Source organism: Vibrio sp. Sgm 5 (genome assembly GCF_026241575.1).
Taxonomy (GTDB): Bacteria; Pseudomonadota; Gammaproteobacteria; order Enterobacterales; family Vibrionaceae; genus Vibrio; species Vibrio jasicida.
In genome coordinates, this window is record NZ_JAPHPY010000001.1 from 216,947 (window position 1) to 241,621 (window position 24,675).

Annotated in this window: 34 protein-coding genes; 14 read left to right on the forward strand and 20 right to left on the reverse strand. The window is 46.1% G+C overall.

Going from position 1 to position 24,675, the window contains the following annotated elements:
* Positions 1-2: 2 nt before the first annotated feature.
* Positions 3-887, reverse strand: coding sequence for a phage tail protein (locus tag OQJ86_RS00940; RefSeq protein ID WP_265985229.1), 885 nt, complete (start codon positions 885-887; stop codon positions 3-5).
* Positions 884-1,504 (reverse strand): phage tail protein I, encoded by a 621-nt coding sequence (locus tag OQJ86_RS00945; RefSeq protein WP_265985230.1) that lies wholly within the window; start codon positions 1,502-1,504, stop codon positions 884-886. Before OQJ86_RS00945 ends, OQJ86_RS00940 begins: the two co-directional genes overlap by 4 nt.
* A 121-nt stretch (positions 1,505-1,625) precedes the next feature.
* Here OQJ86_RS00945 and OQJ86_RS00950 point away from each other — a divergent pair, with 121 nt between their 5' ends.
* The 4 genes from OQJ86_RS00950 (at position 1,626) to OQJ86_RS00965 (ending at position 5,666) form a co-directional block, all read left to right on the forward strand.
* Complete coding sequence (locus OQJ86_RS00950) at positions 1,626-2,084, forward strand: hypothetical protein (RefSeq protein ID WP_265985231.1); 459 nt, start codon at positions 1,626-1,628, stop codon at positions 2,082-2,084.
* 66 nt (positions 2,085-2,150) lie between these two features.
* Complete coding sequence (locus OQJ86_RS00955) at positions 2,151-4,436, forward strand: phage tail tape measure protein (RefSeq protein WP_265985232.1); 2,286 nt, start codon at positions 2,151-2,153, stop codon at positions 4,434-4,436.
* 229 nt (positions 4,437-4,665) lie between these two features.
* Complete coding sequence (locus OQJ86_RS00960) at positions 4,666-5,175, forward strand: Panacea domain-containing protein (RefSeq protein ID WP_265985233.1); 510 nt, start codon at positions 4,666-4,668, stop codon at positions 5,173-5,175.
* Entirely contained in the window at positions 5,172-5,666 is a 495-nt protein-coding gene (locus OQJ86_RS00965) for a hypothetical protein (RefSeq protein WP_265985235.1), read from the forward strand. The genes OQJ86_RS00960 and OQJ86_RS00965 overlap by 4 nt, the downstream gene beginning before the upstream one ends.
* 153 nt (positions 5,667-5,819) lie before the next feature.
* Here the strand turns inward: OQJ86_RS00965 and OQJ86_RS00970 are convergent, their stop codons facing one another.
* The 15 genes from OQJ86_RS00970 to OQJ86_RS01040 form a co-directional block, all read right to left on the reverse strand.
* Entirely contained in the window at positions 5,820-6,077 is a 258-nt protein-coding gene (locus tag OQJ86_RS00970; RefSeq protein WP_265985237.1) for a hypothetical protein, read from the reverse strand.
* A gap of 172 nt (positions 6,078-6,249) precedes the next feature.
* The gene (locus OQJ86_RS00975; RefSeq protein ID WP_265985239.1) at positions 6,250-7,539 is read right to left on the reverse strand and encodes a phage minor head protein; all 1,290 of its coding nucleotides are present in this window, start codon (positions 7,537-7,539) and stop codon (positions 6,250-6,252) included.
* Entirely contained in the window at positions 7,530-8,639 is a 1,110-nt protein-coding gene (locus tag OQJ86_RS00980; protein ID WP_265985241.1) for a phage portal protein family protein, read from the reverse strand. Before OQJ86_RS00980 ends, OQJ86_RS00975 begins: the two co-directional genes overlap by 10 nt.
* Positions 8,578-9,111 (reverse strand): hypothetical protein, encoded by a 534-nt coding sequence (locus OQJ86_RS00985; RefSeq protein ID WP_265985243.1) that lies wholly within the window; start codon positions 9,109-9,111, stop codon positions 8,578-8,580. Before OQJ86_RS00985 ends, OQJ86_RS00980 begins: the two co-directional genes overlap by 62 nt.
* A gap of 10 nt (positions 9,112-9,121) precedes the next feature.
* Entirely contained in the window at positions 9,122-10,126 is a 1,005-nt protein-coding gene (locus tag OQJ86_RS00990; protein ID WP_265985245.1) for a major capsid protein, read from the reverse strand.
* A 59-nt stretch (positions 10,127-10,185) separates the two neighbouring features.
* Positions 10,186-10,551: a hypothetical protein gene (locus tag OQJ86_RS00995; protein WP_265985246.1), complete on the reverse strand. Its 366-nt coding sequence runs from the start codon at positions 10,549-10,551 to the stop codon at positions 10,186-10,188.
* A gap of 1 nt (position 10,552) precedes the next feature.
* Positions 10,553-10,885, reverse strand: a complete 333-nt coding sequence (locus tag OQJ86_RS01000; protein ID WP_265985248.1) for a hypothetical protein — start codon at positions 10,883-10,885, stop codon at positions 10,553-10,555.
* 2 nt (positions 10,886-10,887) lie between these two features.
* Entirely contained in the window at positions 10,888-11,856 is a 969-nt protein-coding gene (locus OQJ86_RS01005) for a hypothetical protein (RefSeq protein ID WP_265985250.1), read from the reverse strand.
* 2 nt (positions 11,857-11,858) lie between these two features.
* Positions 11,859-12,344, reverse strand: coding sequence for a phage major tail tube protein (locus OQJ86_RS01010; protein WP_265985251.1), 486 nt, complete (start codon positions 12,342-12,344; stop codon positions 11,859-11,861).
* The gene (locus tag OQJ86_RS01015; protein WP_265985253.1) at positions 12,341-13,666 is read right to left on the reverse strand and encodes a phage tail sheath family protein; all 1,326 of its coding nucleotides are present in this window, start codon (positions 13,664-13,666) and stop codon (positions 12,341-12,343) included. The genes OQJ86_RS01010 and OQJ86_RS01015 overlap by 4 nt, the downstream gene beginning before the upstream one ends.
* Positions 13,667-13,740: 74 nt before the next feature.
* Positions 13,741-14,412 (reverse strand): hypothetical protein, encoded by a 672-nt coding sequence (locus OQJ86_RS01020; protein WP_265985256.1) that lies wholly within the window; start codon positions 14,410-14,412, stop codon positions 13,741-13,743.
* Positions 14,409-14,744 (reverse strand): GPW/gp25 family protein, encoded by a 336-nt coding sequence (locus tag OQJ86_RS01025; protein WP_265985258.1) that lies wholly within the window; start codon positions 14,742-14,744, stop codon positions 14,409-14,411. The genes OQJ86_RS01020 and OQJ86_RS01025 overlap by 4 nt, the downstream gene beginning before the upstream one ends.
* Positions 14,745-14,924: 180 nt before the next feature.
* Positions 14,925-15,572, reverse strand: coding sequence for a phage baseplate assembly protein V (locus OQJ86_RS01030; RefSeq protein ID WP_265985260.1), 648 nt, complete (start codon positions 15,570-15,572; stop codon positions 14,925-14,927).
* Positions 15,572-17,185, reverse strand: coding sequence for a hypothetical protein (locus OQJ86_RS01035; RefSeq protein ID WP_265985262.1), 1,614 nt, complete (start codon positions 17,183-17,185; stop codon positions 15,572-15,574). Before OQJ86_RS01035 ends, OQJ86_RS01030 begins: the two co-directional genes overlap by 1 nt.
* Positions 17,154-17,696, reverse strand: a complete 543-nt coding sequence (locus tag OQJ86_RS01040; protein WP_265985264.1) for a DUF3486 family protein — start codon at positions 17,694-17,696, stop codon at positions 17,154-17,156. Before OQJ86_RS01040 ends, OQJ86_RS01035 begins: the two co-directional genes overlap by 32 nt.
* A 133-nt stretch (positions 17,697-17,829) precedes the next feature.
* On the opposite strand from OQJ86_RS01040, the gene OQJ86_RS01045 reads away from it, so the two are divergent.
* From OQJ86_RS01045 to OQJ86_RS01090, 10 genes are read left to right on the forward strand one after another with little or no spacing between them, the layout of a single operon-like run.
* Positions 17,830-18,492: a hypothetical protein gene (locus OQJ86_RS01045; protein WP_265985266.1), complete on the forward strand. Its 663-nt coding sequence runs from the start codon at positions 17,830-17,832 to the stop codon at positions 18,490-18,492.
* Positions 18,489-19,121 carry a hypothetical protein gene (locus OQJ86_RS01050; RefSeq protein ID WP_265985268.1) on the forward strand — a complete coding sequence of 211 codons (633 nt, stop codon included), beginning with the start codon at positions 18,489-18,491 and terminating at the stop codon, positions 19,119-19,121. The genes OQJ86_RS01045 and OQJ86_RS01050 overlap by 4 nt, the downstream gene beginning before the upstream one ends.
* Positions 19,072-19,470: a phage tail protein gene (locus OQJ86_RS01055; protein WP_265985270.1), complete on the forward strand. Its 399-nt coding sequence runs from the start codon at positions 19,072-19,074 to the stop codon at positions 19,468-19,470. The genes OQJ86_RS01050 and OQJ86_RS01055 overlap by 50 nt, the downstream gene beginning before the upstream one ends.
* Positions 19,470-19,694 (forward strand): tail protein X, encoded by a 225-nt coding sequence (locus tag OQJ86_RS01060; protein ID WP_265985272.1) that lies wholly within the window; start codon positions 19,470-19,472, stop codon positions 19,692-19,694. The genes OQJ86_RS01055 and OQJ86_RS01060 overlap by 1 nt, the downstream gene beginning before the upstream one ends.
* On the forward strand, positions 19,682-20,674 hold the full coding sequence (locus OQJ86_RS01065; protein WP_265985274.1) for a phage late control D family protein: 993 nt from the start codon (positions 19,682-19,684) through the stop codon (positions 20,672-20,674). Before OQJ86_RS01060 ends, OQJ86_RS01065 begins: the two co-directional genes overlap by 13 nt.
* Positions 20,671-21,801 (forward strand): baseplate J/gp47 family protein, encoded by a 1,131-nt coding sequence (locus tag OQJ86_RS01070; RefSeq protein ID WP_265985276.1) that lies wholly within the window; start codon positions 20,671-20,673, stop codon positions 21,799-21,801. Before OQJ86_RS01065 ends, OQJ86_RS01070 begins: the two co-directional genes overlap by 4 nt.
* Positions 21,802-21,804: 3 nt before the next feature.
* Positions 21,805-22,137: a hypothetical protein gene (locus OQJ86_RS01075; protein ID WP_265985278.1), complete on the forward strand. Its 333-nt coding sequence runs from the start codon at positions 21,805-21,807 to the stop codon at positions 22,135-22,137.
* A complete protein-coding gene (locus tag OQJ86_RS01080) occupies positions 22,137-22,346 on the forward strand; it encodes a hypothetical protein (RefSeq protein WP_265985280.1) in 210 nt (69 codons plus the stop codon). Before OQJ86_RS01075 ends, OQJ86_RS01080 begins: the two co-directional genes overlap by 1 nt.
* A complete protein-coding gene (locus OQJ86_RS01085; RefSeq protein WP_265985282.1) occupies positions 22,321-22,734 on the forward strand; it encodes a DUF5675 family protein in 414 nt (137 codons plus the stop codon). The genes OQJ86_RS01080 and OQJ86_RS01085 overlap by 26 nt, the downstream gene beginning before the upstream one ends.
* Complete coding sequence (locus tag OQJ86_RS01090) at positions 22,731-23,249, forward strand: hypothetical protein (RefSeq protein WP_265985284.1); 519 nt, start codon at positions 22,731-22,733, stop codon at positions 23,247-23,249. The genes OQJ86_RS01085 and OQJ86_RS01090 overlap by 4 nt, the downstream gene beginning before the upstream one ends.
* Positions 23,250-23,451: 202 nt before the next feature.
* Here the strand turns inward: OQJ86_RS01090 and OQJ86_RS01095 are convergent, their stop codons facing one another.
* From OQJ86_RS01095 to OQJ86_RS01105, 3 genes are all read right to left on the reverse strand, one after another.
* A complete protein-coding gene (locus tag OQJ86_RS01095) occupies positions 23,452-23,712 on the reverse strand; it encodes a hypothetical protein (protein ID WP_265985286.1) in 261 nt (86 codons plus the stop codon).
* 4 nt (positions 23,713-23,716) lie between these two features.
* Positions 23,717-24,130, reverse strand: a complete 414-nt coding sequence (locus OQJ86_RS01100) for a regulatory protein GemA (RefSeq protein WP_265985288.1) — start codon at positions 24,128-24,130, stop codon at positions 23,717-23,719.
* Between the two features lie 93 nt (positions 24,131-24,223).
* Entirely contained in the window at positions 24,224-24,661 is a 438-nt protein-coding gene (locus tag OQJ86_RS01105) for a hypothetical protein (protein WP_265985289.1), read from the reverse strand.
* Between the last annotated feature and the right edge of the window lie 14 nt (positions 24,662-24,675).

Below are 24,675 nucleotides of genomic sequence, written 5' to 3' on the forward strand. Positions count from 1 at the left end.
CCTTACATATCCACGGCGCGGCAGTCGCCACGGAAGAAAACGTTATCAACAACCAAGTCTTGGTTTGGTGGTAAACCCACCATTGAAGCCCATACGGTTGCATCTTCGAATGTTTGACCAGAACGTTTAAACGTTAGGTTGATGTCTTGCTTATCAGCAGTACGTTCAATGATGGTCAAGGTTTGCTCAAACCCAATCGCACAGCGCGAAGTCATGATAGATAGTGCGTATTCAATATCTGGTCTTGGCGTAAATAGTGGATACGCAGAGCCATCAGAAATGCCGCGCATGACACCTACGGGAATGGCTGCCATCACTGACGCTGGTAGTGTTGCGTAAATATCGTTAGAGGTATCACCGAGTCGTGCTGCATGCTCGGAATAGTCCATTGGACTAAGGAGTGATTGAATACTCTCTTTGAACAATTCAAACTCGCTGACCGTCACGTACTGCTTCGTTGTATCGATGACGATGGTCATTTGGTCTCGATTCTCGATAGGGAGATGTGCCATGATGGTGCGCTCACTAAAAAGAGAGACCAGTGTTTCAGCCATGCACGCCCAAACAATCAGGTCGCCATCTTCATCTATCAAGCCAACCTCGCGAAGCCATTGACCTTTGTATTTGTTTGCCATTTCGGTAGACATGAAAATACCAGCAGCGAAAGACGTTGTTCCTTTGTTGGTAATGCTTTCTCGACCAATCTCATTGACGAGCGTACGTCCACCAGCGCTTGGCGTAACAGGCTGACCGTTGCCATCTCCAAGCACCATTTGAGTGATGCGTAACTCTTGACCTGCAACAAGCGCATTAAGCTTCTGCTTGCCTATGTCGGTCAGTACCGCATGTTGCTCAGGGTCGAAATTAGGGGTGTTTAACTCATTCATTTCAACAGTATCTCGATATGTTCATAAACAGTGATATAAGGCGCTGCTAACGCCTCTCCGTAGACATTTGGCTGTGGAGGTCTTGGGCCGATGGTGATGTCATATACAGCGGCTTTATAAGCGCCGATATAGATTGGCTTTTCATCATTAATTTCATATTCAATATCCCAATGCTGGCTACCTCGTTTGTTCTTCTCGATAGCATTGCTTATTGTCGTTTGAAGAGCGTTATCAACGGAGCGAGCCATGTTGTTGACAGGCACATTCACAGTAAAGGTGCCATTTGTCCCTATTGGGCTTTGTGTGTGCCAGGGAATAACCGTGGAATCAAAACCATTCAGCTTAATTGCGCGTTCTACAGCCCAAGCAGTGCCCTTGTAACGAAAGAGGACGAGCGCTTCTTTTACAGCGGCTCGCTTTTGTTCAATAGACCAACTGTCATCCCATTGTTCCGCTCGAAACCACCACGCTAACCAAGGCAGAAAAGACTCATGCACATGGTCAATATCAAGGATTTGCAAGCTCAGGATTACCTTCCTAAGTGATTGCATTTCCTGCTTAGTCAACTCACTAATTGCACGTTGTCTTAGGTTGGTTTTCAGTATTAAAGGCAACATGAAGTGCTCTCCTTTTGGTCACCAATGCATATTCCCACTATTTACTTGCGCGCGTGATCACGCGAGCTTTCAAGTTGTGTTAATGGAGCATGATGAGATACATGCTGATGAGGAGATAAATATGAAGAACATCCATGTACTACCGAAGCCTGCTCAAGCCATTGAACGCTTTGATGTGTGCTTATTTGATAAACCCGTTACCATCAATGGCGTGACCTACACTGGAGCGACAAGAACGCGAGAAGCTAAGGTTCGTGATCGAATCAACGCAGAGCGCTGGTGCGATGAAGTTTTAGGGTTCAAGACGGGCGATGGCATCATCGCTGGTATTGCATCTGCTGTGATGGAGTTTGGCACGATTGAAGGCAATACCGAGCTTGATGAGAACGGCGCTTTGATTGGACCATTAACGCTGACAAACCGACAAGCGTTAGCGGCAGATACGATCATTGATAGCTTCGCTTATGACGAATTTACCTGGTTAGCTCGCTTGCTGGGAAAGGAGATGCCCTCGCCAGAATCAAAGAGTCAGACCTTAGAAAACTCATCAAATACGCCACCCACCGAAAAATCGGAATAATGAGCTATACCGAAGCCCTTGAGTGTTCTTGGGCTTCGTTGCTTTTTGCGTTGGAGATGATGAAAGATGAAAAATAATTACGCTCTAGGTCTGGTTGTAGGGATCCAAAACCAATTCACAAAAGGTGCAAAAGAAATTCAGATTGAGTACAAGAAGCTCACGACTGAGCACAACAAGCTGCAAACTAAGGTCAAGGATGTTGAAGCGTATAAGAAAGCTCAGGCTGAAATGAAGAACTACAAGGCTGAGCTGCAAGCAATGGGTTCACCAAGCGAAGAAGCCTCAGCAAAGCTTCAAAAGATGACCAATGAGCTATCCAGACAATCAAGAGCACTTAAGAAAGCAGGTATTGATACAAACGATTTAGCCGCATCACAAAACAAACTTCAAAATGAGCTCGGTCAGACAGCGCGACAAATTCAGTCGATGGGTAACGTGGAGATGATGAGCGCTGAATCATTGGCAGGATATGGTGTAGGCGGCACAACGGTGGTTGCGGGTGTTCAAAGTGGCATGAACACAAACCGTATCGAACGCCAAGCTGCTGCATCAACCGATATGTCTTTAGAAACGATCCAGAGCTGGCGTAATGAGCTGGCTGACATCGAGACTGAAACTGCTCGACCTTATCAAGAGATACTGCAAACTCGCATTCAAGCTTCCAAATCTGGATACGACGACAAAACGGCGCTTGAACTAACAAGAACGGCATCGCAGTTAAGCACGGCCTTTGCCGATTTGAACTGGCAACCACAAGATATTATTGCTGCTCAAACACGGATGATGAAATCATTCGATATATCAGCTCGTGAAGCGTCTGACTTAATTGCCGTAACAGCTCGTAAAACAGGCGATGACAAAGGCGATCTGCTTGATACGCTATCAGAGTATTCATCCACGTTTGCAGATAAAGGATTGGACGCTAAAACTGTCGTTGCTCAATTGGTAGCTGGTAGGCAATCTGGCGTGTGGAACTACGACAAGATTGGTGATCAACTTAAAGAAACCTTGAATGCGCGATTGTCCGACCCTGACGAGTTTAAAAAGCTGGTTGGCGATGGAACCAAAGCCGGAAGCGTTGATACTCTGATAAAAGATCCAGAGCAAGCCGCCGCTTTTAAGAGTGCTCTGTTTGAAATGCGTAATGCAATGAAAACAGGTGAAGGTACAGGAAGTGCGTATGCCAACATGATGATGCAGTTAGCCGCTTTCCAAGATACTGACAAAGGTGCCGCCCGAAACCTTGCGGAAGGAGTCGGCGGAACCATTTTAGCGGAAGATATTGGTGCGCGAGGTATCAAAGCGATAGCTGAAGCGTCAAACGATCCTCTTGCCGTTCTTGGTGATTACGAAGGTACACTTGCTGATGCAATGGAAGTAGTGATATCGCCAACGCAGCGGCTTACTTCTGAAATCCTTGCATTAGGTCGCGCAATATCTACGGTATGGACCGATATAGAAAACGGCATGGGAAGCATGTTTGACAGTGTCTCGGATGGTATTTCAAACCTTCGAGAAGCGGCGAATGATAATGTATTAGTTGCGGGGGCGCTTACTGCTGGTGCAGCGGCAACGTCTGCATATGGTGCTTACAGCGCGTTAAGACGTGGCAAGGGAATCAAGGATAAGATGAAGGGCTTCGTGACAGGCAAAGGCCAGAGCGATGTAGAGTTCCCACCAAAGACCCGTAAGCCTAACATTCCAGATGTCCCAGACATCGATGTGCAACCAAAGAGTGCTCCATCCAATCCAAGTAAACTTAAAACGTTAATTGATGGTGCTGAAGACAACGTTGGAAGTAACAAATTGAAAGGGATGCTTTCGGGCATCACAGACAAGTTGAGCTTTCAGAACCTAGGCAAGGTGTTTAAACCGTTGGCTTTGATTGCAGGTGCGGCACCGTTAGCAAAATCGGTGTATGACGGCGACTACAAAGAGGCGGGAAAACTCTCAGGGTCGTTAAGTGGAGGCGTTGCAGGGGCAAAACTTGGGGCAATAGCAGGCACTTTAGGCGGTCCGATTGGGATTGGTGTTGGGGGCGTAGCTGGCGGTATCATAGGTAGCATCTTCGGTGAACAAGCCATTGAAGAGATAATGGACTTCTTCGCTCCCGATACAATCAAGGAAATCGAAACGGTTACCGAGCAAGTGCAAGAGATGGACAATTCTGTGTCAAACACACAGATAAGTACCAATGCACCTATCCAGCTTACAATTAGCTCACCCATTACGATCGAGAGTGGAGCTAATGTTCCTGAAGACTTTCAGCAGCAACTCATTACAGCGTTTAGAAATATCACTCCAGAGCTTATGGCTCAGTTTCAAGAAACCGTCGATAACGCACTAGCATAGTCATTTCAAATTAATCTTTGAATAAGGAGTGTATCACTCCTTATTGCTTATCAAATGTCCATTCCTGGATAAAAAACGCACGTCAATGTAGGATTTCAATAGCAGATCTTTTTTTTCATTAAAAAGTGTCCTTTTTCGCAATTTATTTCTTCATTTAACGGAAGTAGTGAATTACCATATTTGTATAGTTTTACCTGTTTTTATAGTTTTACCGATTTGGATTTTGCGTATGAGTACATATTCAGCTAAAGCAATCGCGAATGCGTTTTATGATTTGGGAGTTGCGGATGGTCAATTCATCTGCCCGATGAAGATGCAAAAGCTTGTCTATATCGCTCATGGTTGGTCATTGGGCTTGTTGGACGAACCTTTAATTCGAGAGCAAATTCAAGCTTGGAAATACGGTCCCGTAATAAAAGAGCTGTATCATGAGTTTAAAGTTTATGGGAACGGAAATATAACTAAAAAAGCAACCGATATTAAGCTTAACAAAGATACGTTAGAAATTGATCATGATGTGCCTGAGATTGCTGAAACTGACGACAGGACTAAGCAATTGATTCATAGCGTATGGAATGCGTATAAGAAATTCTCTGGTGGTCAACTGTCAAACATCACTCACCAACAAGGTACACCATGGGATTTGACTTATAATGGAATGCGCGGTGTCGTTGTGGATAACAACATCATCAATGACCACTACAAAAAGCTTGCTCGTGAAAGAGCACAATCGCAATGAATCAATTTGATATAATTGGTCAAGCTATCCCTAGCCCAGATAGCGTGGGTTGTTCTACGGGTGAAACCGAGCTATATCAACAGGTTGAAGACACTAAGTTACAAGAAGTTATTAAAGCAGGTAAAGAACAAGAGACGGAGTTTCGTGAGAAAATTCGCCATTTTCGTTCGATGAATAACTTGCGTAAAGGTGCTGCCGTCGCAATTTTCATTTTGATAACCATATGGTTAGTTTGTGTTTTTGGACTGGTATTTTTAGGTAGTTATGAAATTTACTATTTATCCGGTGCTTGTGGTTCGTATGAGCTGCAAGATTGGCATCAAAAATTGAAAGCGATACCTGAAGGTTGCAATTACCTCAAGCGAGGTAATTTCTTAAACTTGAGTGAAGGGATTGTTGTAACCCTGATTGGTTCCACGACAGCTAACGTTTTGGGGCTATCTTATATTGTCGCAAATTGGCTATTCCCAAAAACGCCAGTAACAATTTAGCCCAAATAAACTAAAAAAGCCCTGAACTTTCAGGGCTTTTTTGTGTCTGATGATTGCTAACCATCCGAATGAGTGGTTGGTCTCTATTGTAAGTATATAGTTGTTATACCTTTTGCCCCGCGTTCTCATCGGTTCTGCGGGGCTTTTTTTGCGCTAGAGATTGGTTGAAAGCACTAAGATTTCTGTTTGTGTTCTTTCATGAAGCGTTTTTTCAATCGTTAATTGAGAGCTCTTACTGGCAATGGTTTGCATGTCAACTTCTAATGATTCATTTTTCTTAAGCTGTATAGGTTGTGCCACAGATGTTGTTGGCGGAGGGATGATACCACCCCAAGATAATGTTACTTCTTGAGCGAATGCAAAAGATGACAAGCACAAACCAAATAAAGCAACGAACAACTTGTTAATCATAACAACTCCTTTTCTTTACGATTAATATTATTAATCAATAACAAAATCGTTGAGTGATTACCTTGCTTGTTAGTGCTATTGGAATCAGCATCACATTAGGTGCAACCTTGCTTATTGTAAATGCACTGCATACGTGATGACCCTCACGAGAAAGAGAATGCCATTTTATAAACTACACGCGTTCTTTCCCCTTAATGAGATCTAACACTTCTGCTTTTGTCATCGATACCACTGACTGTACCGTAGCGCCAAACGCTTTCGTTCGAGTGACTACCGCTAAATCCTTTTCAATCCAGAACACAAGATACAGCGCGGCAACAGCATCACCATTGCTAAGGTGATGAAATCCATAGTAAGCCTCACTCACAAGTGAGAGGTCCGCGACTTTCTCACTCTGATTTTTAAGCCGGCTATTTTTTTCTAGAACCTTCTTAGTTTGCGTTTCTGTGAGCGTTTTTGTATTAAGTGCGGTGAACGTACTTTGAATGAGGCTTTTATTCTGTTTGAACGTTTGTTCAATGATGTCCTTTTCTAAGTCGAACTTCTTAGCCTCATTCATCAGCCCTTTAGGGATACGCTCCATATTGTTGGTTGGACTGCCTTTGAACTGATGCTCCTTTTTAAAGGTATCGTCTTTGTCCAGGCTGTCTGGTGTGATTTTCTTTGACTGTGCTTTTACACTATCAGGCAAACTGTCATACATGGCTTTCGCTATCGCCATGACAATAGCGCGGCATTTATGGTGGTTTGGTGGGTAGTATTGCTTCCAAAAGGGATCGTTTTTGGGCTTAACCGTTTCGTGTAGGTGTTTGCAGAGCTTGGTTGTGCCATCATCAAGAACGGATGAATACATCAGGTACTCAACCAGTTCATTGTGCTCTACTTGAGTCCAACGCCCCATGTTGTAAGCACCCATCATATTGTTGCGATAGTGAAGCTCTAAATAGTAAGGGTTGCTCTCAGCAATGCCAGCTCGCTCTAAGAGTCCATCGATGTTTTGCATTACCTCCGACTTACTCTGTCCTAGTGCTAACGCATCTGTGTAGTAACGCTTCACCCGTTGTAAGCTTTCTTCACCTACCACAGACGCAATGGTAAAGGCTCTAAGTTTTAGGTTGGCTTCTAGCTCTTGGTAAGTATTGCTATCAAGAGGCACCTGACTCTTAAGATGATCAATCGCTTCTGAGAACTCCACCATGACATCATCGCTGGCTAGGTTGATGGATTGGTCAAGTGCATCAATCATATGCTTCTGACCATACAACCAGGCGAGGACCATGCTTGAGGTAAAAACTTCAGCAAAGGTTTTGGTGTTAGACAAAGATAAGCCTGAACTTTTGGTGAGCTTAGCTTTAACAAGCTGTGACAGTTTGCTCGCGGTAAACAAAAGGGCTGAATCTTCCAGCCCTTTCATTTTGGTGAGGTTGCGCTTTTCTTTAGCGATGAGTGTTTTTAAAGACATAGCATTAACTCCTCTCTTGGTGAGTCAGAAAGAGATAATGGATCTTTGTTTGAGCTTGGCTTGGCACCTTCCACCATCGCCTTAAACGCTGCGTCATCAAACCGCATCGATGCCACCTCTAAACCAGGGTTCAGTAAACGAAGCCAACGAATGAGCGTTAGGTTGATGGTGTTGATCACCACTTTCAAATCACTGGCAGTAATGCGAAGCGTGGCACGTTCGAACACTTCCCCAAGGGCGCGAGAGCCATAGTCTTGATTGCCTGTGGATAGGGTTTGCCCTGTAATGCGCTTACAAATCTTGTTATCGTAAAACTTAATAACATCAACCAGTTCGGTTGCTTTACCTGAGATAGTAAGTTCCTGGAGACTCTTTACACCGCCAAGGGCAACACCAGCACCTCCTTCCAGTTCGGCAAGGTTGTACGAAATCGTATTTAAGCTTTCTTGGGTCGCACCGTTTTCTGCAAGCGCAACCACTGAAGGGACAGCGTACTTCTCACCAAGGCGATCGAGGTTGGCAATGTGGTTCCATTTCACCTGCCACGTCGGCCAGACGGATTCCAATAAGCTTTCACCATAGGGCTTTTCTTTCGAGGCATTACGAAGAAACACCATCACTTGACCTGGTTGCACGGTCATGGATTCGAAGTCACCATGCATAAAGATAAGCTCACCTTGCTGACCGATGCGGAACTGGCGCGGCGCACGATGGCTAAAACCGACAGGATAGACCTTATCTGCATCTTGAAACCATTCCAGCTCAACGGGGTTAAAACCGTATTCAAGATGCTTTAAACCTGCCATCAAAAGACCATCAAAGTCGATGCTTGAAAGCAGCTTTTTGGCGTTATCGATGGCAGCATCACTACCAGACCACACCCAAGGCATACTGAGTGCGACAGTTTTGCGAAGCTCTAAGTCACCAGAGACTTCATCATCAAGCAACATGGCTTCAATTGCGCCCCAATAGGCATCATAGGAATGGTGGACACTGCCGCCAAGCTGTGACGGTACAGGATAGTATTGGGTCAGGTAGTTAGAGGTTGTGCTGGGTAAAGCGGTAGAAAGGGTTGAGATTCTGAGATTTGGATTTTTCATCTTTAGTGATACTCGCACCGACAAAGTAAGAAGACGATTGACCGTCAGTGGCAGGCACTCGACCTAACACGGCATCAAGCATGGCTTGTGCATCTTTTTTATTAGAGTGAAAACTGACATCGAACTGGCTGATGCGTCCCAATTCATAAATCGCACGATTGACCAAAGCCATTCCAATGACCGCTTGCTGGTCTTCACTGTATGGCTTACATAGAGCCTCAGCTTGCATCAAGGTCACGTAACCCCACATGGCGGCATTATTACAAGCTGTCGTTACAGGGACGGGAATCGTTCGACTGTCACTGAATGTCTCGTAGTCATCATCAAACTCATCGTAATGTACCAGGCTATTTTTAGGCATTGGTCTGGTGCTTATTACAGAGTCACCAGTTAGTGACGTATAGAGCTGGGGTTCGAGGGCGTTCTTCACGCCCTCTGGAGTCACTAACCGCTTGAAATCATCAAGGGTCATTGTGCAATCCTTATGCTGCTGCCACAACTTCACACCAACAAATCGCATTCACGATAGGTGCTGGTACTGGCTTCGACTTACCCAAGATTTCAAGACCAGATGGGTTGTCTTTGATGTTATGAGTAGCAAAGAACGGCAGTGGTTTGTTACCCGCTTTTAGATCGTCCAGTGCCAAGTAGTACAACTTGTGGTTCGCGTTGGTATCAATCATACAGAACTTCGTTGACGCCACTTTATCGGTCATGGCGTTATTGACGCCTTTGTACTTGCCTGTTTCTTTCTGGATCTTGTAACCACCCACAATCAGAACACCTTGCTCTGGCATCGAGACTTTAACGACAGACTGGTTTTTCGCTGATGCGATAGTCAAAGCCAAAGAGAACGCTTTAGAGCCAGCAAGTACCATCACTTCATCACCGTGATGCTTTTCTTGCATTTTTGTATGCATATCTTCAAGAAGCATGTACAAATCTGAGACTGTAGATGTTGGCGTTAACTTTGTCTCCAATGTGTGCAAAATAGGTTCGCCATATTCAATATCATACAGTTCTGTACCTGCATCCGTTTTCATTGGGTAGGCAATGTAACCAGTGAGCGATTGAGCAGAAAGTGCTTCAATGGTTTTTTGCACCACAATCAACATGTCGTTGATGCGATTCTCAAGATAAGTCTTGATCGCCTTTTCACCGTGTTGCTGGAATATCACCGCCAAATCGTTGATGTCCGCAGCCGAAACGAAGTCAGAAACATCAATACCACTTGGATCGATGGAAATAACATTGCCTGTGCCTTTATCGAGTGCGTAGGCTTCTGTACCACGGCGAACGATAGGCACGTTCGATAACTCACGTTGCAAATCTGCCATCGTAATACTGGAGAAAGGATGCTGAACACCTTTGCCGAAAACTAGATCGCGGATAGGGTACTTCTTGTTGTGGTTCTTTTTAAACTTGACCAGCAGCTCTGAAATAAACTCAGGGGTCATCAAGTTGTTGATTAGGGCTAATAAATCCATGGATATTCTCTTTTCTAAAAAGGGGCTTTCACACAACAAGCATGAAAGCCGGTATTACATTACTGCTCGTCTGAGCCGTTATCGTTTTGCTCGTCTTCAGCCTTTGGTTCAGACGCTTTTTTGTCTTTCGATGCCTTCGGCTTGTTGGCGTTCTTGTCCAGTGCTGGCGGCTCAGTTTGAGCGATACCGTCATCGGTTACACCAGGACCGTTTGGCACTGAACCATCTTCTTTTGCGCCTTTGTCATGGCACAGCGAAGCAATAGCAAGCATCTGTTCAAGGTAAGTGCCTGCGCGGTAAATCAGTTCTGGGCTATTGTCATCACGCAAAAGCGTAAGAGGATTGCCGCCAAGTGTGTTTTGAAGTCCTAAATAACATTCGTTGAACTTCGCTTGATGCGCTTTACAAAGGGTTTGTTTATCCATTTTATTGACCCTCAAACAAGATAGAGCTCATTAGTGCCAGCTTTTGTGCGGCATTGACTGGCACATCACCTACAAGCACTTGGCTTGCCATGTAACCACCCGTCACCAAACAAGGGATTGCGGTGTGGCTTTCAAGCTGCGCTTGAGTTGCGATAGCCAGTTTACCTGAGGCTGTCCCATCCCAAGGTTCAATGCCTGTGGTTTTGATGATGACCACCTGACCACGCTTGATGCCTGTCACCCCTGCTTTTACTGCGATATGGCGCGTTTGGTTGAGGTTGTTTGCAGTGACAACCGAGGTAAGATTGACTTCTACTTTTTGTGAACACTTCATAATTAGAATCCTGAATCTTCAGCGACACTCATCAGGTCAACGTCTTTAGGCTGCTGACCTGCCGATAGGTTGACAGGTGCTTGAGGCAAACCTGTAAACAAGGTTTGTGATGGCAAGTGCGATTTCGCAGGCTTTGCTTCCACAATGCGCTTCATACTGGCGAAGATACCCGTCGCTGAGTTATCACACAGGTTCACCGCATCCGTCGCTTCTAGCGTATCGAGGATTGGCTTCAGCTCTGCTTCAGACATCTCTTTGGTTTGAGCCAGTGCTTTCACTTCATCGATGCGCGTTGCTTTTGTCGTTTCTTGAACCTGAGCAAGCTGCTCTTTCAGTGCTTTGGTTTCTTCCGAATCCACGACGGTTGCCGCTGGGTTCGTGTTTGTAGCATCGCTAGGGTTACTATTGGATGATGCTAAAGCTTCCGTTACGGCTTCTTTTACTGCCGATGTGGTGAGCTCTTTCACCATGGTTTCTAGTTCTTCTTTTTTCATATCTAAGATGCTCTCTTCGATAATAACGGCTGACAGTTGCACAGCCTTTTTGCCTTCTGGTAAAGCGCTAAGCTCCACCACTTCAAGTGTTTTGGTGTTTGCTGCGGGAGGCAGACAACCTAAGATTGCAAGATGATGGATATACCAACCTTCGCGTCCTTCACAGGGATGAAGGCTGATACTAAAGCCTTCAAACTCGCCACTGTCTTCCATGCTTTCTAAGCATGGGGTGTAGTGCACCTCAATAATGAGCTCCCACTCACCTGGAAACTCTTGGCTTTCTTGAACGTAGGGGTTATCCACTCGACCATAAGCAGGGATTTGATCACTCCATTCATCAATATGTCCTGCGATAGTTGGCGGTCTTGCGTCTTTGTTGAAGTTTGCCACCGCGCTATCAAGCATTTCTTTTGTGACGACATCACCTGTCTTTTGAACGCCTGTCGTCACAATGGACATTTTGCGCATTCGAGCCATGGTTACGCTCCTAACTCTGGGTAACTTAGACCTTTGGCAAAGTCGACCATGAAGACTTGACCGCTGCTGTCTGAGACTTCCAAGAACTGCACGGACACGTTGCCTGTGTAGTCTTGCGCTTCGTCACTGAATGCAGGAACTGGAGGATTGAGCAAATAACCGTGAATGCGCACCGTCATTGAGCCATCTTTGCGAAGCCCCGTATGGGTATCGAGAACGCGAACCATGCCTGTACAACGAAGCTTCACATAACCGCCATTTTCGTTAAGGCGGCGCAGGTCTGCTGGCGCTAGGCTTTCAAAAGGTACGCTGGCTTTAATAGGTTCAAACTTACCTGTCGGCACATCGATACCACCAACACCACCCAATCCACCTACGGATTTAGTTTTACGGGTTACTTCAACGCTCATGCCTTTTGCACGACCGATGTATTGCGATTCATTAATGTAAATCGCTTGGTTTGTAATAATGACGCTAGCGTTACTCACGAGTTACTCCCTAATAGTTGAGAAAGCGCATCTTCCAAGCCTTTTGAATAAATCTCGGCTTCAAACTCAATCGCTTCCATGACCATTGCTGGCGTGGCTTTGTAATGGAACTTCACCTTACCTTGCATCAAGTTGCTCAGTGGGTTGTGCTCCTGTTTGATGAAGCACTCACCATAAACCAGCGATTCCCCAATCTTGCCGCGCAAGTAGTCATTGACGCTTTCAGCGACGCGACCAATCAAGGTGTTGGCTAAATCGTCTGGACTGGTGAACATCGGGCGATCAAGGTATTGCATTGCAAACTTCTCAATCGCTTCTTCAATCACATCCATCGTGCGTCGCCATGCCGTAAAGGTCATCACGTCCGATTTAGACGGATAAGCAGTATTGCGGTTGCCAAAGGCACGAAGACCATTGAAGTTGATGGTGGTAACAATGCCCGCGGCATTAAGCTCAATCACATCGCAATCTGAATCGTTCGGCAGATACTCGTAATCAAACTCTGACGCGACGGCATCCACCAGTTTCAAGTTTGAGGGACTGCACCAGTAGCCAGTTTCAATTAGCTCACCAGTCATGTTCTTGTCCATCTGAACCATCAACCCTGCATAAGAAGGTGCTGCCCAGTCAAGCGCCGATGAGCCATCTTCTTGCAGGACTTTTAAGCGCGGGTAATAACACGCTGCGCGATAGTCACTAATGCCATTGGCGTAGGCTTTGGCTTGCTCTTTCGTTGAGGCAGCTGGCGGCTCGGTGATCCACATACCACGAGTCTTACGTATCGCTGCAATCGCTTGAGAGGCAGCACCCTCTTTATCAATAAGTCCTGGCGCAATGAAAATCTTTGGCATAAAACCAAGGATGGCTTGCGTTTTACGGATCAAAGGTAATGCGTTAATAAATGCCGCAAGTTCAGGGTCGGCTGCTTTCATGCGCTCTAGGCGTACTTCTTCTTGCAGCTTGACGTTCTCTTCTTCACTTGATGCATCAAGCACCGCAACATCAGGAAGTGCTTCTGCTGTTTTTTTTACAGGCTCTTTTTTGTCTTGAGCTTGAGCAGCTGCTTTAGCTTCAGAAGGCGCTGCCATCGTGACGTAAGAAATCACCGTGGCGCGTTCTGAGTATTGGTAAACACGTCTTAGCGCATCAAGCAAAGAGCCAGCACCAAGCAGTTCTTTGGCTTCGTCGTATGAGAGCGTTTTTACAATGCTACCTGGCGCGGCAATGGTCGCTGTACCAAACGCCCCGACAATAGCACTCGACACATCGAGTACAGGGGTTGGTCCTGTGACTACTTCTACGGTATCGACACCGTGTTTCATGAGAGGTACTCCCTATCAGTTAGTAGGGAGTAGATTAAAGAAAATACTTAAATCAACGGATCACACGAGCGAACCTAGGAAGGTAAATGTTGCTTGATATCATCTGGAAGGGTGGCATCAAGAATGGATTGGGTACAAGGATTGCTCCATAGTGCATCAATCGCACTGGCAATGGATGAGTTCATCACCTTTTGCTCAAACTCATCAATTAAGGCTTTGCCATCGGCAACCATTTTATCGAACTTCGCCGTCGTATCATCGATGAGCTCACCCACACCAGAGAGGTACAGCTCCAGCTCGATAGCGTCCAGCGCCCCTGATAAGTAACTCTCTATTTTTATGCTTATGGTCTGAGCCAGCGTATCGACCTTAGAAAAGATCTCCGCAGCAACACCATTGATTGGACCAAACAACGCGCTGGTATTCACACAAGGCGCAACGGGAAAGCCCGCCATGGTATCAAGAGTGCTGACCAGATTTGATTTACTCGCAAACCACATTGCGTTATCAGACAGGTTTTGCATGTGTCCCATGGTGTTATCAACTGAGGTATTAACAAGGCTCAGTTTGTCTTCAAGTACATTGATAACCTCCATGTCAATTTCTTGCATCTCATCAAGGCCCAATGCTTGTAGCTTTTGTATGACTGTATTCACCTGAGTTTGTGCGGCTTTGGCTTCATCTAGGCCAGGACACTTCATTTGGATAGGCTTACTTCCTAATGCTTTGTAAACATCAATATTCATAATAAAGACGCCTCTCTTATCTGTTCACCCGTTTCATTGATAGTAAACGTGGCTTTAATAGAAAACTGTCCGCCTTCCATCTCTGATGGCGTGGCGTAGATTTGCGCTAAGGTGACGCGCTTTTCGTATTTCGCTACCTGTTTGGTAATTTCCACCATCAACGTGGACATTTCCCATTGAGGTCGGTCAGTGTAGCTCATCGCATCACAGCCATACTCAGGATCAAAAATGCGAGTTCCCTTTGGAGTGAGGATAAGAATTTTTAGTGACTGCAAAATATCTTCATAGAGACTTTCACAGCGACCTTCACCATTAAGTCGAATTGCGTACATAAATTGCTCAAAATACCGTAAAAATAGAAAGTGGATGGCGCAATGATGGATCCGATAGAAAATAGATTTAGTGATAGCATTAAGAGGGCATTAAGACCCCATTAAGACTGATTCAAAAAAATTTTCCGTACCATTGCGCCATTTTATTAAAAAACCGCTTAGAGTCGATTCTAGAGCGTTTTAGCCCATAGGCTGATTTGGGGTTGTCGTTGGTCCTTTTGGTGCAACGTGATTGTGTCCGTTGTAGATGGTTCGGATTTGAGTCATGGAGCCCACTTTGTCCATCACTTCTTTCTTCGCTTTAATGTTCGCATCGGTTGAAATGTCCTTCTTCACTGTCAGTGTTTCACTGATAGATACTGCGCCTTCAATATCAAGCTTGGATTTCAGTTTAGTTCCGTCCTTGGTCATGGTCATCACCGGACCACCTTCCGCGATTTCAATCAGCAGCGTCTTTTTGTTTTCGTCGTAGGTCATGGTGGTGCCATCTGAAAGACGAATGCCTAGCACTTTGGCATCCGTCACAAAGGGGCGGTCTTCTTGGTTGTATGAAGAGCCCATCACATACCCCTTAGCCATATCCCCAATGGGTGGAAACAAACACACCACTTGCTCACCCACGTCAAGGTTATGCACGACAGATGCTCCTTTGGCTCTTGATACCAGAACAGGCAGCCACACGGTAGGCACACCATCTAACCCTTTTAATGAGACTTTAACGCGGTGTGAATGAGCATCAACATCAATCACTTCGCCCACACTGATGATGCGAGTAAGACGTTCGTAGAGGCGATCAATCCGTTTTCTTATCTCTGCTACCCATTGCATTATCGCGCCATCCTTCTAATACCAGAGCCAAGCCGAGAAGCGATTTGAGATATTGGGTTCTTCGGTCTTGGTACACGCTTAGGCGCTGCCGAGCCACCAACAAACACCGTGATGAGTCTTTGAATACACATTTCAATCGCATCGGGAATGTCATCTTTACCGCGAGGGTACATGTCGAGCTGGTCTTTGAGCCTTGTCATGGTTTCAAGAATGAGCAGCGTTTCTGTCTCAAACAGCGCTTGCAAGCTCTTAATACGGATGAACTTATTCCCACCTCTAAAGCCTTCACTTGGAAGAACGACGCCAAGACGAAGCGCTTCACGTTGGATTTCACGGCGGTAGATTTTTTGAAACGCGACTTCCTCAATCACAACAAAGCTCGGTTTGTAGCGAAGATAGATGTCAACAATGCGCCGAGCAAACGCCAAGTCTGATTCAACCCAACCATCGGCAAAGAGAACATAAAGCACATTGGTATGTTTATGCTTTGCTACCACCGCAATGGCAGAGTCATCGCCACCATCTGCGCCCGTAGCTGGGTCAACCGCCATACCAATTTCACAGTCTCGAAGATCAACATCGCCTGGATGATAGGTTTTCACCGTGCTCATGTTGAACACCTTCTCATCGGCTGACATTGGCTTGTTCTCGTATTCTGTCGCCCAGATGTGAGAGCCAAGCTTTTTCTTCTTATCGAGCAGTAACGGCAAAGGCCAGCGATGAGGCCACAGTGGTTCACCACTTGGCGTGATGGCTCCAAAGCGCAAACCAATCCAGTTTGACATGACGCCTTCAGAGATTTCTTTAAGCAAACGGCTTGGCAAATCGTCTGGATGCATGATGGTGTTGGCAATGATAGTCAGTGCGCCTTTACCTAAGTTTAAGATAACGCGCTTAAACCAGTTGTAGAGTGCGCGTCTACGCTTTACCGACTCCACTTCATCGTCTTTTAACAGGTCATCACAGATGATGTGTGTTGGACGTTGAAACTCGTTCTTTACACCACGTAGAGATTGACCTGCGCCCACACATTGGATCGCCGAGCCGTTGGCAAGTTGGATTTTACGTTTCGCCCAAGTGTTTCCCTTGAGCTTTTGAACGCCATAATCTGCGATGATTTGCTCATCTTCTTCAAGCATCGTTTTGATGCCATCCATCATATCCTTAGCTGAGTCAGAGCTCGCCGCACAAATAACAATAAACGAACCAGGATAGTTCAGCGCAAGCCATAGAGGCAGAGCCTGTGTATTGCGCGTGGTTTTACCATGGTCACGAGGTTCAATATCAAGAACGCCTTCAAGCTCGCCTTCAGGCATCTGAATAAAGTCATGATCTTCTGGTGAGGTCACTGAGCGAAACAACTCGGCATCGGCAAAGCTAAGCTGCCTTGCAGAGACTAAACGGGTTAATGCCAGTTGGTAATCAGCAAAAGGGACTGGAAACGCTTGAGGCATGTAGGTTTCACAGAAATACGCGAAGTCTGTTCTTGCTTTACCTAAGCGCTCGTCTTTACCTGCTGCTTTGGCTTGAATGAGCATACGGAGCTGAGTTTGCTCTTTCAGGCGCAGCAGCTCCGCTTTATCAAACACCACGACCTCGCTTGTATTCCACATCGATAGACTCAACCGCTTCAATCAAACGAAACAGCAATTCTGGATCTTCTTCAGAGAGCAAACGAGTGAGTTCTTTTTTCAGGTCTTGCTTGGCTGCTTTCACGCCGCGAGTAAACTCCATCTTCAAACGACCTACGCCAACCGTACCGCCAGTGACACTACTTAATGCAGAGAACAGGTCTTTTGGATCGTCGAAATCCAAATCATCCAAGTCTTTGATGTAGTCAACAAGCTTGCGAGCAAGCAATTGGTTAGCCGCATCCACAAGGTCTGTACCTGCGGTATCTTTGATGCTATCAAGCAAAATCTTACTTTCGTCCTGAGCCTTACGAAGTGCTACCGCTGCTTCTTCGTTGGTCTTAATCGTTCGGCGAATGGCACGAGCACTTAACTTGATCCCTTCCTCTTTTAGCACCTTAGCTATCTTTTCAGAGTTCAATTTGTCTCGCGTGTATAAATCAATGATGCGTTCAACGATACCCATCGTTTCCGCTTTACTGCGTCTTCCCACGCTATTTCCTTTCTAATGTATTGGTTTTCAAGGCTTTCAATGTACGTTCAAGATAGCTTCAGCGGGATCACACGAGCATCTTGCCGTGTGACATTTCGTACTCTAGTCGCCATGACGAGAAAGAGGATGAGTGATGGCAGGTTTTGGATTTCTTGCTGAACTGGAAAAGCGGCAAAGGCACATAGATAAACTGCCGGACAAGATAGGTCCATTGGCAGTCTCTATGGTGCAGCAAAATATGAATGGTCCTTTTGTACCGAATGCGTCGCTCACAAAACAGCTAAAGAACGGCGGTAGCCAACCGTTGAAAGACACAGGTGATACCCGCGCATCCATTAGCTATTACGCAAAAGGCGGCATGGTATTTGTGGGGACCAATAAACCTCATGCACCACTGATTAATGATGGTGGCATCATCAAGCCTAAGCGTTCAAGAAAGTTGGCTATCCCAACCACCAAACAAGTCAAGCGACGCTCTGAAGCATGGGGCGTGAAAAAGACATTAACCTGGCTTGAAAACCAAGGGTGGAAAATCTTTTTTAGACCCAAAGCCGTCATGGGCCGCGCCCCTGTTGGTGCGAAGCCGTTTGGGCTTCGCATAAAGACGAAAACCAACCGTAATGCACGAAAGCGCAAAGACGGCACTTATAGCCCTAACGCGAAAGGGGTGTTTTACGTTCTGTTTTATCGAAGCTCAGGCATTAAGGTACCAAAGCGCGAGTTCATGCTGCTGCATCGAGAGCAAGAAGAAATGATCAAGACCATCACGCAAGAAGCATTAGGAACGGCAAGATGATTGTATTAGACAAACTGCGAGACATGCTGACGTCAAGGCTGTCAATGACCACCATCATGGAGCCATCGAACGCCACTGCCCGTCGTCATATCCGCATCATGGCAACCAATGTCCGGTTAACACCCATCGCAAGACAGGCAGTGGATGTCATTTATCAGCCATACGCTTGTGAAATGGACCTTGTGATTTCGTATCGCATCAGTGGCGGCAATGTCAACGAAGCGCTCACAAGAACAAGCTTGTCGGAATCTTTACTCATTACGGAAATGCTAACGCATCGAGCGATTGATATTGAAGATGTTGCTGAAGACATCCGAGAACGCGACCCCATCAAAAAAGCACATCCTGATTGGGAATTAAAAGTCGTGGGTGACGGGCTGCTTTATGGCGCAGCTCGCGTTGGTGACGGTTACGCCAATATGTCCCAATTCAATGACCAGGACGAAATAGCGGATGAAATGATGGCTTATGAAGATAAGTGGACCGCTACGCTCGTTTTGACCGTGCATCGATACTTCCCAAACCCACGACTTAAACACATTACCTTGGTAAACGACGACACTAAAGAGGAGATCACCATTGAGCATTCAACAAGTGATGAAGAGCGGACATTGGGGCGCATGGGGTAAATGCGGTTTTAAAACCCTGACCAGTCCGTCGAGCTTTCGAGACAACCGAGCTTGGAAAGTGCCAGCGCAAAACGTATTGAATGGCTACCCACAGCACCAATTCATGGGTGAGAGTGAGCGCAGCATTTCAATCAGTATCACACTGCACAACCAGTTTTGTGATTTAGCGGCAATGCAAGCCATTCTACTGGCGCAATCTAACAGCAGTATCGCTGAGCCAATCGTGATTGGTCATGACGTGTTAGGTAACTTCAAATACAAAAGCATGAGCTGTACTTACGATGAAACTACACCAGAAGGCATTGTCATTGCGTCCACTTATCAACTGACGCTGGTTGAGGTTCGCTAATGCGTGAGTTAATTGCCATCGATGGTGAGCGGTGGGACACCATTTGCCTTCGAGCTTATAACAAGAGTAATCATGCCTTGGTCAAACATCTACGCGCTCACAACCGAGCATTGGTGAGACAGTACAGCTTCGCACTGCCTGGTGGTGCTAAGGTGGTAATACCTGAACTGGACGCGAAAGAGAGTGAACCAAACATCATAGGGTTGGCTCCATGGCAACAATGATCAAACCAGAAATCTATCTTGAGTGGTCTGGGCGTAACGTATCAAAGAGCTTGTCCGCGTTCGTCAAACATATCTCTTATACCGACAGCTTGAGCACAAACGAGAGCGAGAAGCCAGATAACCTTACTCTCACACTCAACAACCTTGATGGACGCTTTCTTGATGCTTGGTATCCAAGCAAAGGTGACATCTTAAAGCCAGGCATTGCATTCTTAGATTCGGTATGGATGTGGGGCGCATTTGAAATTGATGACATCAAGTTTCGCTTTTCACCGGATGAAGTGATCATCAAAGCCAATGCCGCCAAATTGCAACGAACTGACCTGGACAAACAGCAGTCCCGCGCCTTTGACAATATTAAGCTGTCAGCTCTGCTTAATATCGTCGCCAATGAAGCAGGAATGAAAGCGGTATTAACGGGCCCTGATGTCACTTTGAATCGTGTTGAGCAGCAAGCGGAGTCCTCAATGAGTATGCTGCGTCGATTAGGTGTTTTATATGGACTGCCAATCAACATCAAAAGCGGTTGCTTATACATGGGCGTACCCAATGACATCGAAAAACTCACACTTTCCATTCGAGACCGAAACCAAATTCAAAAACTGGATTTGCCTGATGTGGTGCGCGGTAAATACACGGCGGTCAAAATCGATTATTACGATCAAGAGCAAAAGTCACTGGTGAGTTATACCGCTGGTGATGAAGATGCGCCGGACTCTCAAATACTTCGCTATTACGATGCGCCCGCTTCTAACCATGATGAGGCGGTAACTTACGCGACCTCCATGTTGATGGAGCAAAGCAGCAAAGGCAATGCAACGGGAAGCCTAACCCTGACCGCAACGCCTTTGACTTCAGGGCAAACCATTCAATTTACTGACATTGGCAAACTGCACTCCACTTGGAAAGTGCTCCGTCAAACCACCACAGTGAGTGATTCTGGCTGGACATGCAGCGCGCAGATAGGAAAAACACAATGAAAACACCATTAGGGCAATTGCCTGAACCTAAGCTGATTGGATCCGATTACCAAGCTACCTTAGCCAGAATGCGTAATAACTACCAAGCGGCAACAGGACATTACCCAAGCACCAATGATCCAGAAACCTTCCAACTTGAGCAGCTTGCTTATGAGCGTGAAATGCTGGTTGATGAGATCAACTTTGAAGGGAAACAAAACTTGCTGCCGTTCGCCAAGGGAGCCAAGTTGGACAACATGGGGGCGTTGGTCGATTGTGAGCGCTTAAAACCAACACAATCAAGCGCTGAGTTTCAATTTACTTTCACCGATAGCCACAGTGGTTTTGAAATCCCCCAAGGGTTTGCGATGCTGGCAAAAGACGGCAAGACTCTCTTTCATACTAACGTGGCGTTTCTTATTAGTCGTGGTGAAACGCAAAAAGTCATCCCGCTTTATGCGCAGAATACCGGACCGTCAGCAAACGGCTTTATGGCGGGGGATATTGCACAAATCTCCAAACCTACGCCAGGCATTGTCAGCGTAGTCAATATCACCATCTCCGCAGGGGGCAGTAATGAAGAGTCTGATGAAAGCTACGCAGAGCGCATCTACTTAGCACCGTCTGCTTTTTCAAGTGCAGGCCCTTATGATGCTTACGAATACTTTGCTCGCAGCGCTCACACCAGCATTGCTAAAGCCAAGGTACTGAGTCCTAAGCCTAACTACATCGATATCTACATTCGACTTAAGAGTGACGAAGTGCCAGGCCCAAGTATTCTTGATGCGGTTGAAGAAAGCTGTAACGACATCAAGCGCCGTCCAATTGGGGATATCGTTAGTGCGAAAGCCGCAGAGCCCTATCGTGCGAGCACCACAGTGCATCTACTTATTTATTCTAATATGCAGTCAATGGCGACCAGTACCGTGGAAGCAGTCAGAGCAAGATTGAATGCGCTGACTGATACTTGGAAAAAACAGCTTGGACGTGACATCGTACCTGAAGCACTGACCTCAGAAGCACAAGTCATGCAAGCGGTTTATCTAGCCACAACGCCGCTTGAGTTTCACGCAATTGCACAGCATCAATATCCGGTGATCACTATCACCGATATCACCTATGACATTGTGGATGAACAAGTGGAGTAAGGCATGAAAGTAACGGACTGGCTGGTCGAGCTGGACATTATGTTAGGGCTATCAGCGATGGCGTTAATTGGGGCACTTTCTCAAGCAGCCAGTACCGACACCATGACGCTTCGCTCAATCTTGGCGGGCGTGGTGATGTCAACCTTTGTGCTGGCACTGGTTTACATCGGGCTTGAGAGTATCGAAATGGATAGTACGCTGCGATTGGTTTTAGCGGGCATTGCAGGGTATTCCGCAAGGTACATATTGCAAGGCTGGAACCTATTGATGGAGCAACTAGCGAAGAACCCAATGAAAACCATCAGCGAAGTGGTCAGATTCTTGAGAGGCAAATGATGACAATCACCTATATTGCGGCGCGTCTAAGCGCCACAATCCGTCGTAACTGGAAGGCGCTGTTGTGCCTTCTGATTGCTGCTGGCTTTTACGGTTTGACAGAAACGCCTCCCACGATGCAAGTAATGTTCTTCGGCGTACTGGTCGCCACTTGGCAATCTCTTTCATCCACTGGAGAACGTCATGAAAAAACTCACACTCATCACTAAAGGGCTACCAAACGGCACTTATGGTGAACTCTTTATGAATGGTGAACGCCTTTGCTACACCGTTGAACGAGAGTGGAATAACAACAACCCAAGCATTAGCTGTGTGCCTGCGGGTGCATACAACTTAAAGCGCCATGAATCGCCACGATTTGGTGAGTGCTTTGCATTAGAAGCGCCTACCTTGGGCGTAACTGTGTACGGTCCAAGCGTTCGCACTCACTGCTTAATGCACGTTGCCAACTTCCCGCATCAGCTTGAAGGCTGCATTGCACCAGGAACGGCGCTGCATAGTGCTAAATGGGGTGTAGCGAATAGCAAGATCGCAATGAACGTCTTACTTGAAACACTCATCGATGATGAGTACGAGTTGGAGATTGTGCGTCTATGAGTTTGATTACCGCCGCACTCGGTATCGCTAATGCACTTGGCATTGGTGACACCATCAGCGCTTGGTTTGGGGGCAGCAATGGCAACGAGATTGCCGATAAGATTGTGAAGGTCACTCAAGCGGTCACAGGGACATCCACGCTAGAGCAAACCATTCAGGCATTACAAAACCCAGAAATGGCAACCAAAGTGGAAGCCAAGTTGATGGAGCATGAGCTGGAGCTTACCAAGCTTGCATTTGGGGATCGAAAAGATGCCCGGAAACTGCAAGCTGAGACACTCCAAGATGAAGACCGATTTGTAAAACGATTCCTGTATTACTTCTCGTTTTACTGGGCCATCATTGCTACGGCGTATCTGTTTGCGATCACCTTTATCGATATACCACAAGAAGCGGTTCGCTTTGCTGATACCATCCTTGGTTTCCTACTCGGCACTATCATTGCTGGCATCATCAGCTTCTTCTATGGAGCCTCGTTTAAAAGTAGCAACCCCAAACCAAAACCCACCGCATAGATAGCAAGAAGCCGCCATTCAAGGCGGCTTCAATCGTTTTTAAAAGAGGGTTAACTGGTCATTGGTTTTCGGTTCATCTTGACCAATAGCGAAGGTGTACCACTTCGCCAACTTAAAAGCGAAGACCCGCTCATCCTTAATGCGTCGTCTTCTAGTGACCTCATGACCTGCCATGACGTTAAGGCAAGATTTTATCTTGATGTTAGAACTCTCGACTTTGCTCATAATTACTCAACTTCCAAATCAACTCTGCGATTTCTCGAATGCCGTAAAAGGTGCGCTCACATCCAACGTGATACTTCAAAATACTGATATCAAGTGGATCGAGCATGGCTTGAAACTCATGCGCAGGTATTCGCTTATCAGGCCACATCTCTAATAGCGTTCTCTCGATATCGTCCATATCAGAGATTGGGACGATTTCAACGCCAGCTCGTAACAGCTCTACGGGTGACACGCTCATCAGTTCAACTCCACTTTTCCAAGCCAGTGATCACGTCACTGATGGTTTTTCTTGTTAAGAAGCGCACATTCGAGACGCCAGCAGTGCGCTTCACAAATGCCTTTAATGCAGGGTCTTTCAATCCAGCTTGCCAACCTTTGGCATAACATAGCGCTGCTAGTTTTCGCCATTGTGTGTCGGTTGGTCTGCTTGGGTTTGTGGTGGTAACAGGTCGAGCGTAAGAGCTTAAGTAACCAAACTGACGCAAATGCTGTATCACTGACTCAAGCTCTTGGTGGTTCATTTCTTTACAACTGGCTTTGCCTGTCATGTTGATGAGAACGCGGCGGTACTCATCATCCGAGAACTCGCCAAGTTCAACGGTAAGTTTTGTCTTCATGCCTTTATGGATAAGACCGTATTGCTGATTTCGATTCATATAAAAAAGCCCCTGCAACAATATGCAAAGGCATTATATATTCAGTGTTTAGTTTTTCGCCGAGGTTTGCAGAGCTTGAGTTAAAAAATTTAATTAATGTACTACTTTGTCTTTTCCTTTTTTGGACATGTCATTTGTGTGCCAGTCATTTTTACTGTCATCTACTGGCGTTCGCTTTGCTTGGCAGGTCGGGCAATCGCACTCAAACTCTTCACTGATACCGATAAGCCTAATAATGCCTTCCATGATAGATTGCGTCCCTTTTTCAACGATGCCGCCTTGCTTCGCACCATTAATAGGACCTACTGCTAGCCAACTTGTGTTATTCGATTGCAGTATCATTGCGTTGGCATCAGCATTTGAGATGCCACCCAGTAGAACAGCACCGAGCGCATTGATTAATACTGTGTTAGCGTCCACATCATGCTCCTTGGCAATGCGGTCTACATCGCCAGATACTTGATTGACGGCATTGCGAATAATTGGAGCAAGAACTTTTGTTGCTTTAGTTAATTGATCGTTGCTTTTCATTTTTAGTATTCCTT

What these genes read in the sequence shown, in the direction of transcription:
- OQJ86_RS00940 (WP_265985229.1), bottom strand. Translation starts at nt 887, where the DNA reads ATGAATGAGTTAAACACCCCTAATTTCGACCCTGAGCAACATGCGGTA.
- OQJ86_RS00945 (WP_265985230.1), bottom strand. Translation starts at nt 1,504, where the DNA reads ATGTTGCCTTTAATACTGAAAACCAACCTAAGACAACGTGCAATTAGT.
- OQJ86_RS00950 (WP_265985231.1), top strand. Translation starts at nt 1,626, where the DNA reads ATGAAGAACATCCATGTACTACCGAAGCCTGCTCAAGCCATTGAACGC.
- OQJ86_RS00955 (WP_265985232.1), top strand. Translation starts at nt 2,151, where the DNA reads ATGAAAAATAATTACGCTCTAGGTCTGGTTGTAGGGATCCAAAACCAA.
- OQJ86_RS00960 (WP_265985233.1), top strand. Translation starts at nt 4,666, where the DNA reads ATGAGTACATATTCAGCTAAAGCAATCGCGAATGCGTTTTATGATTTG.
- OQJ86_RS00965 (WP_265985235.1), top strand. Translation starts at nt 5,172, where the DNA reads ATGAATCAATTTGATATAATTGGTCAAGCTATCCCTAGCCCAGATAGC.
- OQJ86_RS00970 (WP_265985237.1), bottom strand. Translation starts at nt 6,077, where the DNA reads ATGATTAACAAGTTGTTCGTTGCTTTATTTGGTTTGTGCTTGTCATCT.
- OQJ86_RS00975 (WP_265985239.1), bottom strand. Translation starts at nt 7,539, where the DNA reads ATGTCTTTAAAAACACTCATCGCTAAAGAAAAGCGCAACCTCACCAAA.
- OQJ86_RS00980 (WP_265985241.1), bottom strand. Translation starts at nt 8,639, where the DNA reads ATGAAAAATCCAAATCTCAGAATCTCAACCCTTTCTACCGCTTTACCC.
- OQJ86_RS00985 (WP_265985243.1), bottom strand. Translation starts at nt 9,111, where the DNA reads ATGACCCTTGATGATTTCAAGCGGTTAGTGACTCCAGAGGGCGTGAAG.
- OQJ86_RS00990 (WP_265985245.1), bottom strand. Translation starts at nt 10,126, where the DNA reads ATGGATTTATTAGCCCTAATCAACAACTTGATGACCCCTGAGTTTATT.
- OQJ86_RS00995 (WP_265985246.1), bottom strand. Translation starts at nt 10,551, where the DNA reads ATGGATAAACAAACCCTTTGTAAAGCGCATCAAGCGAAGTTCAACGAA.
- OQJ86_RS01000 (WP_265985248.1), bottom strand. Translation starts at nt 10,885, where the DNA reads ATGAAGTGTTCACAAAAAGTAGAAGTCAATCTTACCTCGGTTGTCACT.
- OQJ86_RS01005 (WP_265985250.1), bottom strand. Translation starts at nt 11,856, where the DNA reads ATGGCTCGAATGCGCAAAATGTCCATTGTGACGACAGGCGTTCAAAAG.
- OQJ86_RS01015 (WP_265985253.1), bottom strand. Translation starts at nt 13,666, where the DNA reads ATGAAACACGGTGTCGATACCGTAGAAGTAGTCACAGGACCAACCCCT.
- OQJ86_RS01020 (WP_265985256.1), bottom strand. Translation starts at nt 14,412, where the DNA reads ATGAATATTGATGTTTACAAAGCATTAGGAAGTAAGCCTATCCAAATG.
- OQJ86_RS01025 (WP_265985258.1), bottom strand. Translation starts at nt 14,744, where the DNA reads ATGTACGCAATTCGACTTAATGGTGAAGGTCGCTGTGAAAGTCTCTAT.
- OQJ86_RS01030 (WP_265985260.1), bottom strand. Translation starts at nt 15,572, where the DNA reads ATGCAATGGGTAGCAGAGATAAGAAAACGGATTGATCGCCTCTACGAA.
- OQJ86_RS01035 (WP_265985262.1), bottom strand. Translation starts at nt 17,185, where the DNA reads ATGTGGAATACAAGCGAGGTCGTGGTGTTTGATAAAGCGGAGCTGCTG.
- OQJ86_RS01045 (WP_265985266.1), top strand. Translation starts at nt 17,830, where the DNA reads ATGGCAGGTTTTGGATTTCTTGCTGAACTGGAAAAGCGGCAAAGGCAC.
- OQJ86_RS01050 (WP_265985268.1), top strand. Translation starts at nt 18,489, where the DNA reads ATGATTGTATTAGACAAACTGCGAGACATGCTGACGTCAAGGCTGTCA.
- OQJ86_RS01060 (WP_265985272.1), top strand. Translation starts at nt 19,470, where the DNA reads ATGCGTGAGTTAATTGCCATCGATGGTGAGCGGTGGGACACCATTTGC.
- OQJ86_RS01065 (WP_265985274.1), top strand. Translation starts at nt 19,682, where the DNA reads ATGGCAACAATGATCAAACCAGAAATCTATCTTGAGTGGTCTGGGCGT.
- OQJ86_RS01070 (WP_265985276.1), top strand. Translation starts at nt 20,671, where the DNA reads ATGAAAACACCATTAGGGCAATTGCCTGAACCTAAGCTGATTGGATCC.
- OQJ86_RS01075 (WP_265985278.1), top strand. Translation starts at nt 21,805, where the DNA reads ATGAAAGTAACGGACTGGCTGGTCGAGCTGGACATTATGTTAGGGCTA.
- OQJ86_RS01080 (WP_265985280.1), top strand. Translation starts at nt 22,137, where the DNA reads ATGACAATCACCTATATTGCGGCGCGTCTAAGCGCCACAATCCGTCGT.
- OQJ86_RS01085 (WP_265985282.1), top strand. Translation starts at nt 22,321, where the DNA reads ATGAAAAAACTCACACTCATCACTAAAGGGCTACCAAACGGCACTTAT.
- OQJ86_RS01090 (WP_265985284.1), top strand. Translation starts at nt 22,731, where the DNA reads ATGAGTTTGATTACCGCCGCACTCGGTATCGCTAATGCACTTGGCATT.
- OQJ86_RS01095 (WP_265985286.1), bottom strand. Translation starts at nt 23,712, where the DNA reads ATGAGCGTGTCACCCGTAGAGCTGTTACGAGCTGGCGTTGAAATCGTC.
- OQJ86_RS01100 (WP_265985288.1), bottom strand. Translation starts at nt 24,130, where the DNA reads ATGAATCGAAATCAGCAATACGGTCTTATCCATAAAGGCATGAAGACA.
- OQJ86_RS01105 (WP_265985289.1), bottom strand. Translation starts at nt 24,661, where the DNA reads ATGAAAAGCAACGATCAATTAACTAAAGCAACAAAAGTTCTTGCTCCA.